Genomic DNA, 15,331 nt, shown 5'->3' with positions numbered 1-15,331 from the left:
ATACCCCAGCTTTGTAAGGGTCTGTTCAATGCTGTGCTGTGTCGCGTGAAGAACGTTTAAGTTGTCGGTCACAAGCAACCCACCCTCTGTTCAAACCTTGGAAGGAGATCAAGCCTTCCTCGGCATTTATGGGTTCGCCGCTACTACAAACACTGCCTTTTGGTCATGAAAACGCAATTGGATTGTCTTTAAAGAACCGTTTCGGTGTTTCAGCAGATGGAGAGCTACGCCACGCCCTTGGTTCGGCTCCCCGACGGGCTGCGGCTTTAACAGCATAATAACATCCGCAGAGGCCTCCACGCCTTGCGGAAGAGCTTCTTCCCCGATATCCGAAGGAATCGCTGCCAGAACGGGACCGCCCCGCTCTCTGGACCACTGCTTGAGGACATAAGCCAGCATCGTCTGATGCTCGCTTGCTGATTTGGGAGTCTGCTGCAAGCCGGTCACAGGAATCCGGTTAAGATGATCAATGAAAACGACCGGCGTTTTTCCTGCCATCGCCCCGATTCGCTCGATGGAAGCCATCACCCGGTCCATGGGCGTGTCAATGGAGCATTCGATCGTCCACAACATTTTGCTGATTTGGGTATACTGCTTGTTCGCATCACTTACTTCTTCAGGGGGAATTTTACCGCTCAGCACTTTTTGCGGCTCCGTGCCGATGATGCGGGCAATGCTTCGAGCCCATAGCTCAAAAGCCGTCATATCCCACGAAACATAGACGACTGGCGTTTGCTCGGAAGCGATATGATCGGCTATTTGTTTCATCAGCATCGTTTTGCCGGATGAGGCGCCTCCAGCAATCAAATAAAGCCCGCTGCGCAGCCCGCCGAACAACGTTTCATCGAGTTCCGCAATTCCCGTAGGAATGCCGGACGACTGGCCGCGGTGTCTTTTCATATATTCTTCCGTATATATCGTAATATTTTTTACATCGGGGGCGATGGGTAGCATCATCGTTTCTTCCATCGTTTCATTTAACAATTTCATGAAGGTATCCAACGGATGTTGTACGCGCACGAAGAAATCGTTGACATCTCTTATGGATTCCGGCATTTGAACGATGAGCGCCTGCTTGGCTATCGGTTGCAGCATGGTCAGTATTCTTACACTTTCACTCCTGCCAAGCTCATCATTACCGAGACAAATAAACACTCTCTTCTCCCTAAGTTTCTCCGCATGACTATCCTTGAAGGTCATCCAGACAGGTACGCATACCGCCGGGAGCCGGGCCTGAGCCAAGCTAAGAACATCGAAGACACCGCTTGCGAGAATGACATCCTCCGTTTCTTCCAGGATCTGTTCATTAAACATTATATCATCGACACCGAGCAGCGATTTGTATTTCGGTTCGCGATGATCGATCGAACGACCGATTAAATCAACGGCAGCGCCTTCCGCATCCGCTATCGGAATGATCACCCGGTTTTCAAAATAATCCCCCAGTTTGTTTGAATTCACATAAAAACCGATTTTACCAGGCTCGAAGCCGATCCGGTAACGTTCAACCGTTTCCTGAGCGATGCCCCGCCGCTGCAGATACAAGAATGCCTCCTCGCGCAGCTGTTTCTGATAATGAACGACCAGCTCCTCTAAATCAAAGGTAGCTACGGCCGCGCTTCTATTGGTTCCCGACATCGCCTTACTTCCCCCCGCAAAAAAAGCATTCCAACAAAAACGAACGTTTTTGTGAATGCTTCATGTCTTAGTCTGTGTAGACAGGATTAGTTAGAATTTAGCGCAAAGCACCTTCACGGCATCGGATTCAATGACCGTTTTGCCATATTCCTCAAGCATGGCTTGCGTAACCGAAGTCGCCTCCCCATACTCCGATAAAACGGCTACAATCAATTGCAGCTGTTTATCTTCCATATCGGCTGCGTCAAGGAGCAAGATCCACTTGTTTTTGTATGAATACAGAGTTCCGCCATTCGTCAATAACGGGTTAATGACTTTGGCCATGCGAAGCAGGTCTTCGAAATCATGAAAAGCATAGGTGACCTGGTCCGTTTCATCCATAGTCACTTCAAGCTCGTATACCTCTTCCAAGTCTTCGTCAATCGCATCTTCACCATGGCTAAAATTCATCTTGCCCCGTGTTACGATCACCATCATTCCTTGTGCCGGCATGGCCAGCACCTCGACGGCAAGCGGACCTGTTGCATCAAAGCCAAGCTCCATATAAGCCTGATCCATCATTTCACTAAACAGCTCGTGCACCTTAGGTATTTCTCTCCACATGTCATCCTTATGAATGCCGCGCTCCGTTAAGTCATCGAATGTGAGGAAAATCCGTATCTTGTCCTGACTTAAACGCTCCATTTTCATACTGGATTCCTCCCTTGCCGACTGTAATAATATCTTATGAAGTTTGGGTTACAAAGGTGAGCCATGGCCCTGCGATTCATGAAATGAAGAGCTTGTATTTTCATGATATGACTATTATATCACAAACCTGAAAGAAAAGAACGGTTATACCCCTAAAAATAACACAATAAAGAAAAAGACACAACCGCCGTCTTTGAAAGACAACGCTGTGCCCGATATCTAATTCTGAAAATTAATGTGCGCCATATTGTTCTTTTCCCGCATTGCTGTCCAAAATTTTTTCTACAGCGGCCTTTAGTCCGGGATCTTGATTTACAATATCGCTAACCTTGTTCAACCCGTCTTCTTTAAATAAATCTTCATTCAAGCCCTTTTTCGGCTTATTCGCCTTCTCTTTGGATCCTGATTGAAAGGATTGAGATTCCGACGCGCCCGACTTGGTTTGACCTATTGTGCCCGACGATGACGCCATGCCCATCGACGGGTTTACCGAATCGCTGCTGCTGAACGCGGCACCGAACAACGATTTGTTTCTATTGGACAAATAGACGACAGCCGCCGCTCCTACAAGTCCTCCGAGCAAAAATGCTCCTACTCTCATAGTCCATCCCTCCGCTTAGATTCGTCTTCCTCATTTATTCTCCTCTATGTAACATGGAGACATGCATGATAAAATAAGGAAAGCTGTAAGCCAACAAACATGACGTTAGAACAGGAGCTTCCTTATGAAGAATAACTGGCTTCTCTTGTCCGCGGCGGCGCTGGTCCTGACCTCTTGCGCCAATCCGAACGCCAACACGCCGGCAGCCGCACCGGTCCCTGCAAGTCCGGCGGCCACGCCCGCTTCCCCTCATGCGGCACCGCCCGCGGCCGATCCGGGAACCCCCTCCTTTGGAACAAAAGAAGCCGCCTGAACCTTCAGCCCCGCAGGAAAAGCTCAAGCTATATATGATGAATCCGAAAACGGCGCCCAAAAGGCTGTGCAGGAGCTGACAGGCAAAGCCCCGGCCTTTTACCGGCCTCCCTTCGGTTCGGCCAGCGAGGCAGTCCGTGCCAAGGTAAAAGAGGAGCATATGATTTACATGACATGGTCAAACGGTTCCAAGAACTGGGAGATGATGGTCAAAAAAAATAATCCGGGCCGGATCATCTCAAATGTATTGGAACAGCTTCGTCCCGGAAGCAACATCTTGATGCACGAACTGCCCTGGACAGCAAAAGCGCTGGACACGCTCCTGACCCGATTGAAGAAAAAGGGCTGCGCCTTCGTAGACCCCGAAACGATCGAAATCAGGAATTAAACAGCGTCCAGCCCCAAATCAAAAGACCTGCAACAAGGAGTACAAAAATCCACAACAGCGACCGATAAAAGATAAATACCCACTTTTCTTTCTCGGTCGGGTGAACCGTTTGTCGCGGCGGCAGGTAATGATCATCCAACTCCGCCACCGCTGCGTGCTCCGGTTCTTTGCGTTCTTGTTGTAACAAGGTTTGTCGTTTCCTGCTCATGTTTCCTCACTCCTGAATCGAAGGATGCAGCCCATGGTGAAGTCGATGAGAAAGTGAGCTGCGATCGGAGTCCACAGCGAGCCCGTTTGGATATAAATCCAGCCCAGGCCGTAGCTGATGCCAAATACAAGCCCGGTCATCAGCCAGTGCTGCAAATAACGGATATGAATGGCGGCAAACAATATGCTTGTCCAATAAGGCCCCCAGGAAGCCTGGATCGCACCGCGGAACAACAGTTCCTCGCAGAACGCCACGACCAGAGAAAGCAAAGCGATATGCCACAACGGCCTGTTTTTGAAAATCTTTTCATTAATGCCGCCGTCATCTGTCACTTCAGGAGGGACCTTGCTTGAAATCAATAAATCGACTATGACCACCGCTGCCGCGAAACCAATGCTCCATATAAGAATGCGGGTACCCGCGGCGATGGAAAAGATGGCGCTGAACTGCGGTTTTTGAAACAACAGGATCACCACAGCCGCGATCAGCACGACCAATTGGGTTACATACAGATTGATCAGCAAAAAACGATCGTCTACTTCATCCAGATTGACTTTTTGAAATTTAAAATGCTTTATGAATTTTTTCATCATGATTCCCTTTTTCGACATTTTCACCTATACTATCAGCATACAACAGAATCAGAGGTGTTCACCACATGGACAAACGGTTGACCCGAACGGATTACCTATTCGCCGTCACTTTTATCTTTATGCTTGTCGTGGCACTTGGAGCATTTTTCTTCGGCTTGAAGATGGGACAAGAGCGGACCGCGGTAAAATATGAAAAAATGCTCGCCGAGAAAAACGAAGCGGAAAAGGGTTTTGCCGCTTACCACCAACAGTATCTGGTGTCTTTCTATCATACCATTTATCAGCCATACAGGGAATTTCATAAAAGATGGTTCGACAAAATGGAAGAGCTGCAAACCAACAGTCCGGCGGACGCTTCCCTGATCCTGAAGGAACTCGCCAAGCTGGCGAAAGAAACTTACGACGGACTGGGCGCTAAATCGATGCCCGATTCCTCGCCTCTTCTCAAAGAGGCGCATATGAACTATATGAGAAGCTTAAAACTGTTCAATGAAGCGCTCGGCGGATACCAATCCAAGGCCAATGCGGTACCCGGTACCGAGCTTGTCTCCCAGCTGGATAAAGACGCTTACCTTGAGGAAGCGAAAAATTATGCGCTGCGGGCCGAAAAAGAATACTACGAATCGATCGTCAAATGGAATCAAACGGTGAATGAACAGTTCAAACCGATTGACGTAACCAAACCGGTATCCATCAACGATTGGAGCCGTCTTGGCCTGAATATGAAAAACGAATACATAGCTCAAATGATGATGACTTCCAAGTTATTCAAAGCGTTCACACCGCAGGATTTAACCGCCCGGATCGATGAAATGCTTGCTTCCGGACAAGCCAAGAATTTGAATTTGCAGGAAATTGAGGGCATCGTTGATGTTCTGATCGCAACAAACGCAGTCAGACCGGGCGATTTCCTCCGGGGCAAAAACAGATATGCGAATGAGACGCTGCCCCAGCTTCCTTTCTTCACCAATTAACCCTATGCCTTATCGGTCGTACCGCAAAAATAAGTACCCTGTCGGGTACTTATTTTTGCTTATACAAGGAAAAGGTTTAATCGTACTGAAACCCGCGCAGCGCAGCCAACGCAGCCATTCCTCCATCCACATTGACCACTTGATCAAACCCCTGCTGCTTCAAATAATAGCTGACATTGGCACTTCGTACGCCATGGGCGCACACGACATAGATGGGTTTATCCTTGGGAAGCTCCCCCAGTCTCTCCGGAATGGAATTCATCGGCATAAGAACCAGCTCATCCCAGCGATAATACTCCCATTCGTACGGCTCTCTTACGTCAATAATAAGGGAATCTGATAATTCCCCGTTCTCCAGCTTTCGCTTGAAGTCTTCCGGCCCCACTCGATCAAAAGGATATTCCATGAGTTCCTCCTTGCATCACTGCTCATTTCAACCTCTATCTTAGCATGTTTGACCGCTCCGTCCAAACGAACGGGAATAGAAATCCAGGAAAAAAATATTCACAAAGATTTCGTATTTTAATTTCAGTTCGACACCTATTGACAAGGCCGAAACGGTCGTGTTAATCTAATGAAAAATTTCACTTGCAATAAAGCCATGACGGAGCCAAGCATATGACGAAACGTTCAGAGAGCCGGTGGTTGGTGCGAACCGGACGAATTTCAATATGCGGAGCACTCCTGAGTTGCTGCATCGAACTTGAAGTAGCTGCAGCCGGCCGGAAGCCGTTACCCTTCCGGGTCTGTGAATTCGGCAGACCACAAGAGGCTGTTCGCGCGAGCGCACAGTGAATTAGGGTGGTACCACGAGAGCCAGCTCCTCGTCCCTTGTATACGCTAGTCGTGTCGGGGTGGGGGGCTTTTTTTGATGCTCCAATGTTATTTTTATACTAATGGAGGGTTATGAAATGTTTAAAGTATTAGTCATGGACGGAATCAGCGACATGGGGATTCAAATGCTGTACGAGGCACCGGATGTAGAGGTAGAGAAAAAGAACGGCTTGTCCGAGGACGAACTCGCAGCCATCATCGGCGAGTATGACGCCCTGTTGGTGCGCAGTGCAACCAAGGTGACCGAGCGCATCATGTCTGCCGGTACCAAGCTGAAGGTCGTCGGACGCGCCGGTGTGGGCGTGGATAACATCGATCTGGAAGCCGCGACCAAGCGCGGGATCGTGGTCATCAATGCCCCGGACGGCAACACCATTGCCACATGTGAATTGACGTTCGCTATGATGATGGCTATTGCGCGTTCCATCCCGCAGGCATACAAGAAAACGGTTGGCGGAGAATGGGACCGCAAAACGTTCGTTGGCGTCGAACTGCGCAATAAGGTGCTCGGAGTTCTCGGCATGGGCCGAATCGGCAGCGAGGTAGCCAAACGCGCGAAAGCTTTCGGTATGCAGGTGATCGGTTACGATCCGTTCCTGACAGAAGAACGTGCCGAGAAAATCGGGGTGAAACTGGGAACGGTAAACGACATTTGCGCCAAAGCGGATTTCATTACGGTGCATACTCCGCTTACCAATGAAACCCGCCATATGATCAGCCGTCCTCAGTTTGAAACGATGAAAAAAGGGGTTCGCATTATCAACTGCGCCCGCGGCGGGATCATCGATGAGCAGGCTCTTGTCGAGGCGATTGATTCCGGTATCGTGGCCGGCGCTGCCTTCGACGTATTCGAACAGGAGCCGCCTGCCCCGGATCATCCATTCCTGAACCATCCGAAAATTATTGTTACTCCGCATCTTGGCGCTTCCACCGTTGAAGCCCAGGAGAACGTCGCCGTCGACGTATCCGAAGAAGTGCTGCATATTTTGCGCGAGCAGCCGTTCAAAAATGCGGTCAACATGCCTACGGTACCGGCTAACGTTCTGAACGCACTGCAGCCTTACTTCAACTTGGGCGAGAAGCTCGGCTTGTTCCTCGGCCAAACCGTCGACGGGCCGGTCAGCGAAATCGTCGTGAACTACGCCGGCGATTTGGTCGACGTCGATACGTCCCCGCTCACCCGGCATATCGTCAAAGGCATATTGTCGAACCAGCTTGAAGGAGTCAATATCGTTAACGCCATGCATTTGGCCAAAACGAGGGACGTCAAAGTGATCGTACAGCAGTCCTCGGCTTCGCCGACGTTTACCAACCTGGTCTCCGTTACGCTCAAGACCAAGCAGCAGCAGCACTTGCTCGCCGGTACTTTGCTTGCGGGTTATGGTGAACGCATCGTGCAGATCGATCAATACCCGGTCGACATCGCTCCATCCGGTAACCTTCTGCTGATCTCCCACAATGACCGTCCGGGGATTATCGGTAAAGTAGGTACCCTTTTGGGCAGCAATGATGTGAATATCGCAACCATGCAGGTAGGCCGCAAGGTCATTGGCGGCCAGGCGATCATGGTGCTGACAACCGACAAACCGACGCCTAAGGACGTTATTGTGCAGCTGTCTCAGCTTCCTGAACTTACTGACGTTATCGAACTGACCCTGTAATCCGGTTGTTTCACGAACAACAAGAAAAAGTTGGACGATTCAACAAATAAAATAAAGCCTCCGATGACGAATCGGAGGCTTTTGTTTGGTTTTACACACCTTTGCAGGGAAGCTTGATAGAAAATGTCGTTCCCTGTCCGGTTTGACTTTTCACCTGAATGGTTCCATGATGAGCTTCGATGATATTTTTGACAATTGCAAGACCAAGGCCGGTTCCTCCGTTGGTTCCCCTGGTACGGGCTTTATCCGCCTTATAGAAACGTTCGAAAATATAAGGAATATCCTCCGCCGGTATGCCATAGCCTTGATCCGAGACTTCGATCAGAATGGCATGTTCACCTTTGTAACGCTCTTCCGACGCTCTGATTTCGATTTGAGCCCCTGCAGGTGTATGCCTAAGCGCATTATCCAGCAGATTCGTCATAACCTGCTCAAGGCGATCCTCGTCCGCTTGACAAAGCAGCAGCGGTTTATCCGGCAGCGTACAGCTTATCGCGATGCCCCGTTCTTTAGACAGCCCCGCAAATTTCCGGTGTATCCGCCTGAGGAAAGCCAACACGTCCAGTTCCCGGAAATGAAGCTCCATATTCCCCGTCTCCATCTTGGCCAGATCGAGCAAATCCCTGACCAGTCTGCCCATCCGAAGGGATTCGTCATGAATGACCTGCGCCAATTCTTTCCGTTCCTCCGGCGTGGCCGCGATATCATCGATGAGCGCCTCACTGTATCCCTGCATCATAGACAGCGGCGTCCGCAGCTCATGGGACACGTTGGCCACGAAATCCGTTCGCAGCTTCTCCAGACGAAACTCCTCCGTGACGTTGCGCATCACGGCAACGACACCGCGTACGATATCTTGGGAGTACAAGGGCGCCATGACGACGGACCATACATCACTTCTGACATGAACCTTGGAGGTCAGTTCTTTCGCTTCTGAAATCACGGATTCAAAGAGCGGCCTGAGCGGCTCGGGAATGGTGCTCATCGAACCACTGCCCGCTTGCCCGCCGGTCAGGGCAGGCTTTTCATCCGACCACTGGATCTGATTCCATTCCTGAATAATTTTCTCCCCTTGGGGATTCGTCAGTATGACACGCCCGGCCGCATCAAAAGTGATGACGGCATCGGTCATGCTTCGCAGGACGCTGGACAAATGCTCCTTCTCATGGTTGAGCGCTTTAATCGTATCGGAAAGCTGCCCGCCCATGTGGTTGAACGTTTGAGCCAGCTCTCCGATCTCGTCCGTAGATGTAATCGGCACACGAGTGCCGTATTCTCCCTTAGAGATCAGATCCGCCGCCTTCTTAAGCTGCTGTATCGGTTGGGTAATACGGGTAAGAAGGAAAAAGGCGAAAAAGGTGGTCATTAAAAAGCCGGCAACCCCAACCACCACAAAAAGCTTTTTCACATAAGCCTGCGTCTCTTCCGAGGACTGGGTAATCTGATACAGAATCAGCGCTCCGGCCACCTGCGATTGTTCCTTATTCATGAACGGCACGGCAACGGCCGTATATTGATTCTCCAGCTGTGTATTCGGCATGCCGCTATTTCTAAGGCGGTTGTCCTTAATCTCACCCGCAAATACTTTCTGCAGATCCGAATTCAGAAAAAAATCATCATAGCGTATTTCCCGATGATCGGGTTGACCGACCGGCGCCTGAATCTGTCTAAAATCCGTAGTAACGATGATGACGCTGGTATCCTGAGCGCTTAACAGCTCATTAACGACCTGCAAGTAACGCCGCTCTTCCTGGTGCAAAGAAATCTCACTGGCCACCTTCACCGCCAATTTGCTCAGCGTTTCCGCCTGGTCCTTCGATTTAGGGAATGAGGTTTCTATAAAACGGAATAAAAAAAGGCTGAGCGTAAGCAGTACGACAACGACCAGCCCGATAATCGTGATCCACAGTTTGCCTACGACGCTTTTGAAGATAAACACGTTACTTCGGCACCTCAAGCTTATAGCCCACGCCCCACACGGTTGTAATCATGGAGGCCGCTTCCGGCGATACTTTATTCAGCTTTTCGCGCAAACGTTTTACATGCGTATCAACGGTCCGCAGATCACCGAAAAACTCGTAATTCCAAACATCCTTCAGAAGCTCTTCCCTGGAGAATACCTTATCCGGCGATACGGCCAAATAATGAAGCAGCTCATATTCTTTCGGAGTCAAGGCAACCTCCTGTCCGCCGGCCGTCACCCGATGCGCATCATGCTCGATCACCAGGTTAGGAAATACGATATTGTTGCTGGAATTGACTTCCTTGGACAAATAAGCGGTAACCGAGGAACGCCTTAATATGGCCTTCACGCGATAGATCACCTCGCGCGGACTGAACGGCTTAACGACATAATCGTCAGCCCCGGATTCGAAGCCTTGTACGCGATTGGTTTCTTCCCCTTTCGCCGTCAGCATGATGATGGGCGTCGATTTAACTTGACGCAGCCGTGCGCACACTTCATTACCGTCAATGCCCGGAAGCATGATGTCGAGCAATATCAAGTCGTAGTCCGTTTCGAGAGCTTTCCGAAGCGCCGTCTCCCCGTCCTCCGCTTCATCGATATGGTAATTCTCTTTCTCCAGATACATCCGCAAGAGCCGGCGGATCCGTTCTTCATCATCCACAACCAAAATACGCGTATTTGTGTCTGTCATGGATATCCCTCTTTTCTTCAGATGTAAAAGATATGGCGCCGCTACGTACCGGAGTAGGAGTGCAGCCCGGCAATAACCAGATTGACGCCAATAAGCGTAAACATCACGACGAGAAAGCCGATAACCGAAAGCCATGCCGATTTCTTGCCCTGCCAGCCGCGGGACAGCCGAAAATGCAGGTACGCAGCATAAAAGAGCCACACGATGAGCGCCCACACTTCTTTGGGATCCCAGCCCCAGAAGCGCCCCCAGGCTTTTTCCGCCCAAATCATGGCAAAAATTAATGCGCCCAGCGTAAAAATAGGATAGCCTATGGCAATCGAACGGTAACTGATTTCATCGACATCGTCCGGGTCAATCCCTTTCATCAACGGCTGCAGAGCCCGGCCAAGCGGCTTTCTTGCAATCCGCCGGAGCAGAGAATAGAGTACGATCCCAAGCAAAATCGACCAGATCACCGTATTCAGCTTCCTGCCGGCGTTCGCTCCCTCCATCCAAGAAGGCGCCTCGAACAGCGGCTGCGTCATGCCCAGAAACGGCTTCATTTCCACCAGCTCGCTCTGGTAAGGCTTGACGATCGGCGGAAGCACATATTCGACCCGATTCGTGACCACCTGTTCCACTTTATTCTGGTCCAATATCTTCTCTTGATGCGTAAAGACCGCTTCGTATCCCGCCGCTTTAAAGCTGAATACGGATACGACGAAAGCCACAATCATAATCAGGGTGAACAGGGTGAATTCGACGCCGCGTTGCTCCCACCGCTCGCTGCGGCTCGTTCCTTCAAAGTTGACGCTTTGCAGCAGGTACATGATACCGGCCGCGAAGCCAACGGCAAAGAAGGCCTCGCCCAAAGCAGCGGTGGTCACGTGAATTTTGAGCCAGTAGCTCTGAAGTGCAGGAATCAAAGGCTGAATTTCCTGCGGAAATACCGACGCATAGCCAATCATAATGATGGCTACAGGCAGGGCGAAGACGCCGAGTGCTTGAGCCCGATAAATCAAATATAACACAATAAACGCAAGAACAATCATCATGCCGAGGAACGTCATAAATTCAAACATATTGCTGGTCGGGATATGTCCCGCCTCTATCCAACGGGTGAAGAAGAAGGTCACATGGAACAAGAAACCGAAAATCGTCAAGCCAATGCCAATCTTGCCCCAACGCCGGCCATAGTTTTCCGGATCCGTCACCCGCACCGATTTTTGCCCCGTGATGCCGATGACAAAACCGATCATGGCTATACAATATATGATAAAAGCAACGAACAAGAAAGTACTGCTCACGTTTGGACCTCCTTTCTTTCCAATATTTTGGGATCGATGTCGATTCCCGATTTTTGCAGGACCTGCGCCACCTCTTTACGAATCCCGTACCAATTTTTGTTCGTGTGCGCCCCGAGCGCCAGCCGCCCGTTATCAATGCGCAGCCACACCCGGCGGTGGTGCCAATAAAATCCCATCACCAGACCGATCATGGAGATCGCCGCTCCGACCCATATGAACGGCATGGCACGATCCACTCTAATATTCAAGAAACTGATATACTCCGATATTTGGACATCGTCCATAGACCCTACGGATAGCTCCAGCTTGTCCGCTAAAGCGCCGTTAATTTCATCCTGACGGAAGTTCACCTTATCTACCTGCCGAGGGAAGTACATATAAGGCTCGCCTTCCGGCTTCAATCCCGGTCCCTTGATCTCAAAAACGAATGCCGGCTTGACCGGATCGTTGGATTTCGTCAGCGGCATTCCCTTGTTGTCCATTCCAAAATCCGGAAAATAAGCTTTTAATTTCAGCTCGTAAGGGCCGGCCTTATAGCTTTCTGCAGGCTTCTTCATCGAGATGTCGAAGCTGCCGTAGTTTTCGCCGGTTTGCTTGTTTTTTAGCGATGGCTTGACGGATAGCAGCATCGGTGACATTTTGAAGTCGAATTGAAAGGCCATGAGCCCTTCATACATCAGAGGCTCATTGACCTGGATGTCATGACGATGCACCTCCGTAAGAACCGGTTCCTTCACCGGATCATCGCAATCCGCCGTACATTTGTACAATACAGCCTCCGTTTTGTAAACCTTGGGTACGATCTGACCTTTTTCACGGAAATCCTCTGACATTTCTTCTTCTGTGTATAATTCCAGCGTAAATTTTTCGTTTTTCAGATAATAAGGCGTATCCGGTATTTTGACCAGCTGTCCTTCAGGAAAAGCCAGATGCTGGTCCATATGCCATCCGGGAATACTCCGCATCAGTACAGCCGCCAGAAAAATAATGAGACCGATATGATTAATATAAGGCCCCCAGCGGCTGAACCGGTTTTTCTCGGCCAGCAAGGCCGTACCGTCGGTATATACACGGTATCGCCGCTTGCGCAGCAGCCCGGCGGCCTTCTCCGTCCATTCCAGCGACGCCTTCTCTCCGAGCTCCGCTCCCGGAATCTCTCCGACGTAGGATACCTTCTGTCTCGTGATGAAACTGGTGTGCTTTCGGATCTGCTGCTTGCTGAGTGCACGATACAGCGGCAGAACCCTGTCCAGACTGCACACGACAAGGGAGGTGCCGATCATAAACAAAAGCGTGATAAACCACCATGATTCAAAGGTGTGCGTCAGCCCCAGCAAATAATAAATGTGGCCGATGGTTCCGTACGTCTCCTTGTAATATACCGACGGATCGATATTCAAGAACGTGTTCTCTTGCGGGTAAATGGTGCCGAGCGAGGCGCCGATCAATGTGATGATAATCAGCCAGATGGCAACTTTGACCGAGGAAAAAAAACTCCACACCCGGTCAAGCACACCGGGATTGGTCCGCTGGGAACGTCTTGCCACCCCGTCATACCGCATCTCAAGCGGCTCGTCGCCGCCATCATCCGTCAGAGGCTTGCCGCAGGATTCGCACAGAACCGTGCCGACATGATTCTGATGCCCGCATTCGCATTTTGTATTGTGAATCATGTGACCTCCTTGGTTACATCTGATTTTCTCTAAGTTACTTCAGCATGGCTGAAACCGTTTGTTCGATAAAGGGTTCATCCATTTCACCGATGCGGATGTGTTTGACAATGCCGTCAGGTCCGACAAAAAAGGTCGTCGGATACTGCGACACCCCGTAACGTTTACGAATTTCTTCGTTTTTGTCCATCAGGATAGGGAACGTCACCTTGTATTGCTGAATGAAATTTTCTACGGCTACTTTCGGTTCATCCAAATTCAGCCCGAGCACGACCAGCTGATCTCCCCATTTGGCATGCTGCCGTTCCAAAGCAGGCATCTCGTTGCGGCACGGCTCGCAGAATGTCCCCCAAAAATTAACGACAACCGCCTTCCCCTTAAAATCGGACAGCTCATAGGTATTCCCATCAAGTCCAAGCAGCTTGAAATTGGGAGCCGGAGCCCCTTGGGTCGGCTTTTTGTCGCCGGAGTACAGCTGGCTTGCGAGGGTCAACGCGCCGATTACCACGATCACGGCAAAAATAGTGATTTGGATCCATTGTCTATGCTTTCCCATGATCACTCACCTTCAAACCATTGGATGTAAATCCTTTTTTCATTATAGCGAAAAATGTCATAAACGATTATTCGCCTTTTTGAATTTTATGTGTCTTGCCGCCGCCTGCCGAGAGCGCTTCATTCCTCAATTCTTCCACTTCCTGAGGGGTCAAATGACGGAATTTGCCCCTGGGCAGGCCGGAAAGCTGAAGGGGGCCGAACTGAACCCGCTTCAGCTTAATGATCGGATGATGAATGGCATCGAACATGCGCCGTACCTGCCGGTTGCGTCCTTCATATATGGTAATTTTGATGACCGCTTCCTTCTTGTCCATATCCACGTCCTGATATTCTACCTCAGCCGGCGAGGTCATGCCGTCGTCCAGCTCGATGCCGTTTCTCAGCTTGTCCAATTGTGTTCCATGCGGGATCCCTTTGACCGTTGCCAGATAGGTGCGCGGCACATGATGCTTCGGATGCGTAAGCAGATGGGCAAAATCGCCATCGTTGGTCAGCAAAAGCAGTCCCTCGGTATCATAATCGAGCCGACCGATCGGATAAATGCGCTCTTTCATGTTTTTGAAAAATTCGGTAACCGTTTTGCGGCCCTCCGGGTCCTTGGCGCTGGTAATGACGCCCTTGGGCTTGTTAAAGATCACATATACCTTCGCTTGTCGCCGGATCGGACGCCCGTCCACTTTAATAAAATCCTGGGACGGATCAACCTTGACGCCCAGGGTAGTGACTACCTGATCATTGACTTCCACGCGTCCGGCGGTAATCAACTCCTCGCATTTTCGACGGGAGGCCACACCCGCTTCGGCCAATACTTTTTGCAAACGTTCCATTTTGTCGATTCACCTCAAGCTAATGATACCTATCCTCAGGCGAAATCACAAGTTGAGACCACGGAAAAAAGCGGCCCGGACACGAATTCGTATGCGGAAATATGTCGGCCGGGTGAAACTTGTATGAATCGGAGAGCTTTTGAATCAATTTGTTCAGCAAAAACAACTGTTCCTTCTCTTCTGTGTTGTACTCTATAGGAAGCACGGAGAAATCACCTTCGAGGCAAATGTGGATGTACAGAGGGTCGGTTTGTTCGGAAGAAGGGATGATGGCGCCGCTTTTGGCAATAAAGAAATCATACCCTTTTCCGTTTATAGCGGGACAGACGGAATGATGAACGATAATTCCGTAAAACTGCACGCAGCTCACCTCTTCCGGGTTGACTGCTTACAGTATATGTGCGGATAGCGGAGGGGTTCCATGCGGGACT

Annotated in this window: 17 protein-coding genes and 1 other annotated feature; of the genes, 4 read left to right on the top strand and 13 right to left on the bottom strand. The window is 50.2% G+C overall.

The window, feature by feature from the left end:
- Positions 1-126: 126 nt before the first annotated feature.
- The 3 genes from NR121_RS07185 to NR121_RS07175 form a co-directional block, all read right to left on the bottom strand.
- Positions 127-1,638, bottom strand: a complete 1,512-nt coding sequence (locus NR121_RS07185; RefSeq protein ID WP_062408883.1) for a DnaB-like helicase C-terminal domain-containing protein — start codon at positions 1,636-1,638, stop codon at positions 127-129.
- A gap of 90 nt (positions 1,639-1,728) precedes the next feature.
- Entirely contained in the window at positions 1,729-2,328 is a 600-nt protein-coding gene (locus tag NR121_RS07180) for a genetic competence negative regulator (RefSeq protein WP_062408884.1), read from the bottom strand.
- A gap of 232 nt (positions 2,329-2,560) precedes the next feature.
- The gene (locus NR121_RS07175) at positions 2,561-2,929 is read right to left on the bottom strand and encodes a hypothetical protein (RefSeq protein WP_062408885.1); all 369 of its coding nucleotides are present in this window, start codon (positions 2,927-2,929) and stop codon (positions 2,561-2,563) included.
- A gap of 124 nt (positions 2,930-3,053) precedes the next feature.
- On the opposite strand from NR121_RS07175, the gene NR121_RS07170 reads away from it, so the two are divergent.
- Positions 3,054-3,242, top strand: coding sequence for a hypothetical protein (locus NR121_RS07170; RefSeq protein WP_074726798.1), 189 nt, complete (start codon positions 3,054-3,056; stop codon positions 3,240-3,242).
- A gap of 168 nt (positions 3,243-3,410) precedes the next feature.
- The gene (locus tag NR121_RS07165) at positions 3,411-3,629 is read left to right on the top strand and encodes a polysaccharide deacetylase family protein (RefSeq protein ID WP_306274365.1); all 219 of its coding nucleotides are present in this window, start codon (positions 3,411-3,413) and stop codon (positions 3,627-3,629) included.
- On the opposite strand, the gene NR121_RS07160 is transcribed toward NR121_RS07165, so the two are convergent.
- Together NR121_RS07160 and NR121_RS07155 are read right to left on the bottom strand one after the other, a co-directional pair.
- Positions 3,619-3,837, bottom strand: a complete 219-nt coding sequence (locus NR121_RS07160; RefSeq protein ID WP_062408888.1) for a hypothetical protein — start codon at positions 3,835-3,837, stop codon at positions 3,619-3,621. The genes NR121_RS07165 and NR121_RS07160 overlap by 11 nt on opposite strands.
- A complete protein-coding gene (locus NR121_RS07155; protein WP_062410957.1) occupies positions 3,834-4,427 on the bottom strand; it encodes a type II CAAX endopeptidase family protein in 594 nt (197 codons plus the stop codon). The genes NR121_RS07160 and NR121_RS07155 overlap by 4 nt, the downstream gene beginning before the upstream one ends.
- A 68-nt stretch (positions 4,428-4,495) precedes the next feature.
- Between NR121_RS07155 and NR121_RS07150 the strand changes: the two genes are divergently transcribed.
- Positions 4,496-5,404 carry a hypothetical protein gene (locus NR121_RS07150; protein ID WP_062408889.1) on the top strand — a complete coding sequence of 303 codons (909 nt, stop codon included), beginning with the start codon at positions 4,496-4,498 and terminating at the stop codon, positions 5,402-5,404.
- 76 nt (positions 5,405-5,480) lie between these two features.
- Here the strand turns inward: NR121_RS07150 and NR121_RS07145 are convergent, their stop codons facing one another.
- A complete protein-coding gene (locus NR121_RS07145) occupies positions 5,481-5,810 on the bottom strand; it encodes a rhodanese-like domain-containing protein (RefSeq protein WP_054819906.1) in 330 nt (109 codons plus the stop codon).
- Between the two features lie 186 nt (positions 5,811-5,996).
- Positions 5,997-6,239: a binding site (T-box leader), on the top strand.
- A gap of 76 nt (positions 6,240-6,315) precedes the next feature.
- Between NR121_RS07145 and serA the strand changes: the two genes are divergently transcribed.
- Positions 6,316-7,899, top strand: a complete 1,584-nt coding sequence (gene serA / locus NR121_RS07140; protein ID WP_054819905.1) for a phosphoglycerate dehydrogenase — start codon at positions 6,316-6,318, stop codon at positions 7,897-7,899.
- Between the two features lie 91 nt (positions 7,900-7,990).
- Here serA and NR121_RS07135 read toward each other — a convergent pair whose 3' ends face one another.
- From NR121_RS07135 to NR121_RS07105, 7 genes are all read right to left on the bottom strand, one after another.
- Complete coding sequence (locus tag NR121_RS07135) at positions 7,991-9,838, bottom strand: HAMP domain-containing sensor histidine kinase (RefSeq protein ID WP_256831013.1); 1,848 nt, start codon at positions 9,836-9,838, stop codon at positions 7,991-7,993.
- A 1-nt stretch (position 9,839) separates the two neighbouring features.
- Entirely contained in the window at positions 9,840-10,556 is a 717-nt protein-coding gene (locus NR121_RS07130) for a response regulator transcription factor (protein ID WP_054819904.1), read from the bottom strand.
- A gap of 41 nt (positions 10,557-10,597) precedes the next feature.
- A complete protein-coding gene (gene ccsA, locus NR121_RS07125; protein ID WP_054819903.1) occupies positions 10,598-11,845 on the bottom strand; it encodes a cytochrome c biogenesis protein CcsA in 1,248 nt (415 codons plus the stop codon).
- Complete coding sequence (gene resB / locus NR121_RS07120) at positions 11,842-13,518, bottom strand: cytochrome c biogenesis protein ResB (protein ID WP_062408893.1); 1,677 nt, start codon at positions 13,516-13,518, stop codon at positions 11,842-11,844. The genes ccsA and resB overlap by 4 nt, the downstream gene beginning before the upstream one ends.
- Before the next feature lie 34 nt (positions 13,519-13,552).
- Positions 13,553-14,071 (bottom strand): redoxin domain-containing protein, encoded by a 519-nt coding sequence (locus tag NR121_RS07115; RefSeq protein WP_062408894.1) that lies wholly within the window; start codon positions 14,069-14,071, stop codon positions 13,553-13,555.
- Between the two features lie 67 nt (positions 14,072-14,138).
- Positions 14,139-14,900 carry a pseudouridine synthase gene (locus NR121_RS07110; RefSeq protein WP_062408895.1) on the bottom strand — a complete coding sequence of 254 codons (762 nt, stop codon included), beginning with the start codon at positions 14,898-14,900 and terminating at the stop codon, positions 14,139-14,141.
- Positions 14,901-14,919: 19 nt separating this feature from the next.
- Complete coding sequence (locus NR121_RS07105) at positions 14,920-15,261, bottom strand: N-acetylmuramoyl-L-alanine amidase (RefSeq protein ID WP_062408896.1); 342 nt, start codon at positions 15,259-15,261, stop codon at positions 14,920-14,922.
- Positions 15,262-15,331: the final 70 nt, after the last annotated feature.

The organism is Paenibacillus sp. Pae15, assembly GCF_024519685.1.
Taxonomy (GTDB): domain Bacteria; phylum Bacillota; class Bacilli; order Paenibacillales; family NBRC-103111; genus Paenibacillus_G; species Paenibacillus_G naphthalenovorans.
The sequence above is the reverse complement of the archived record's forward strand: the minus strand, read 5'-3'. Positions and strand labels throughout refer to the sequence as shown.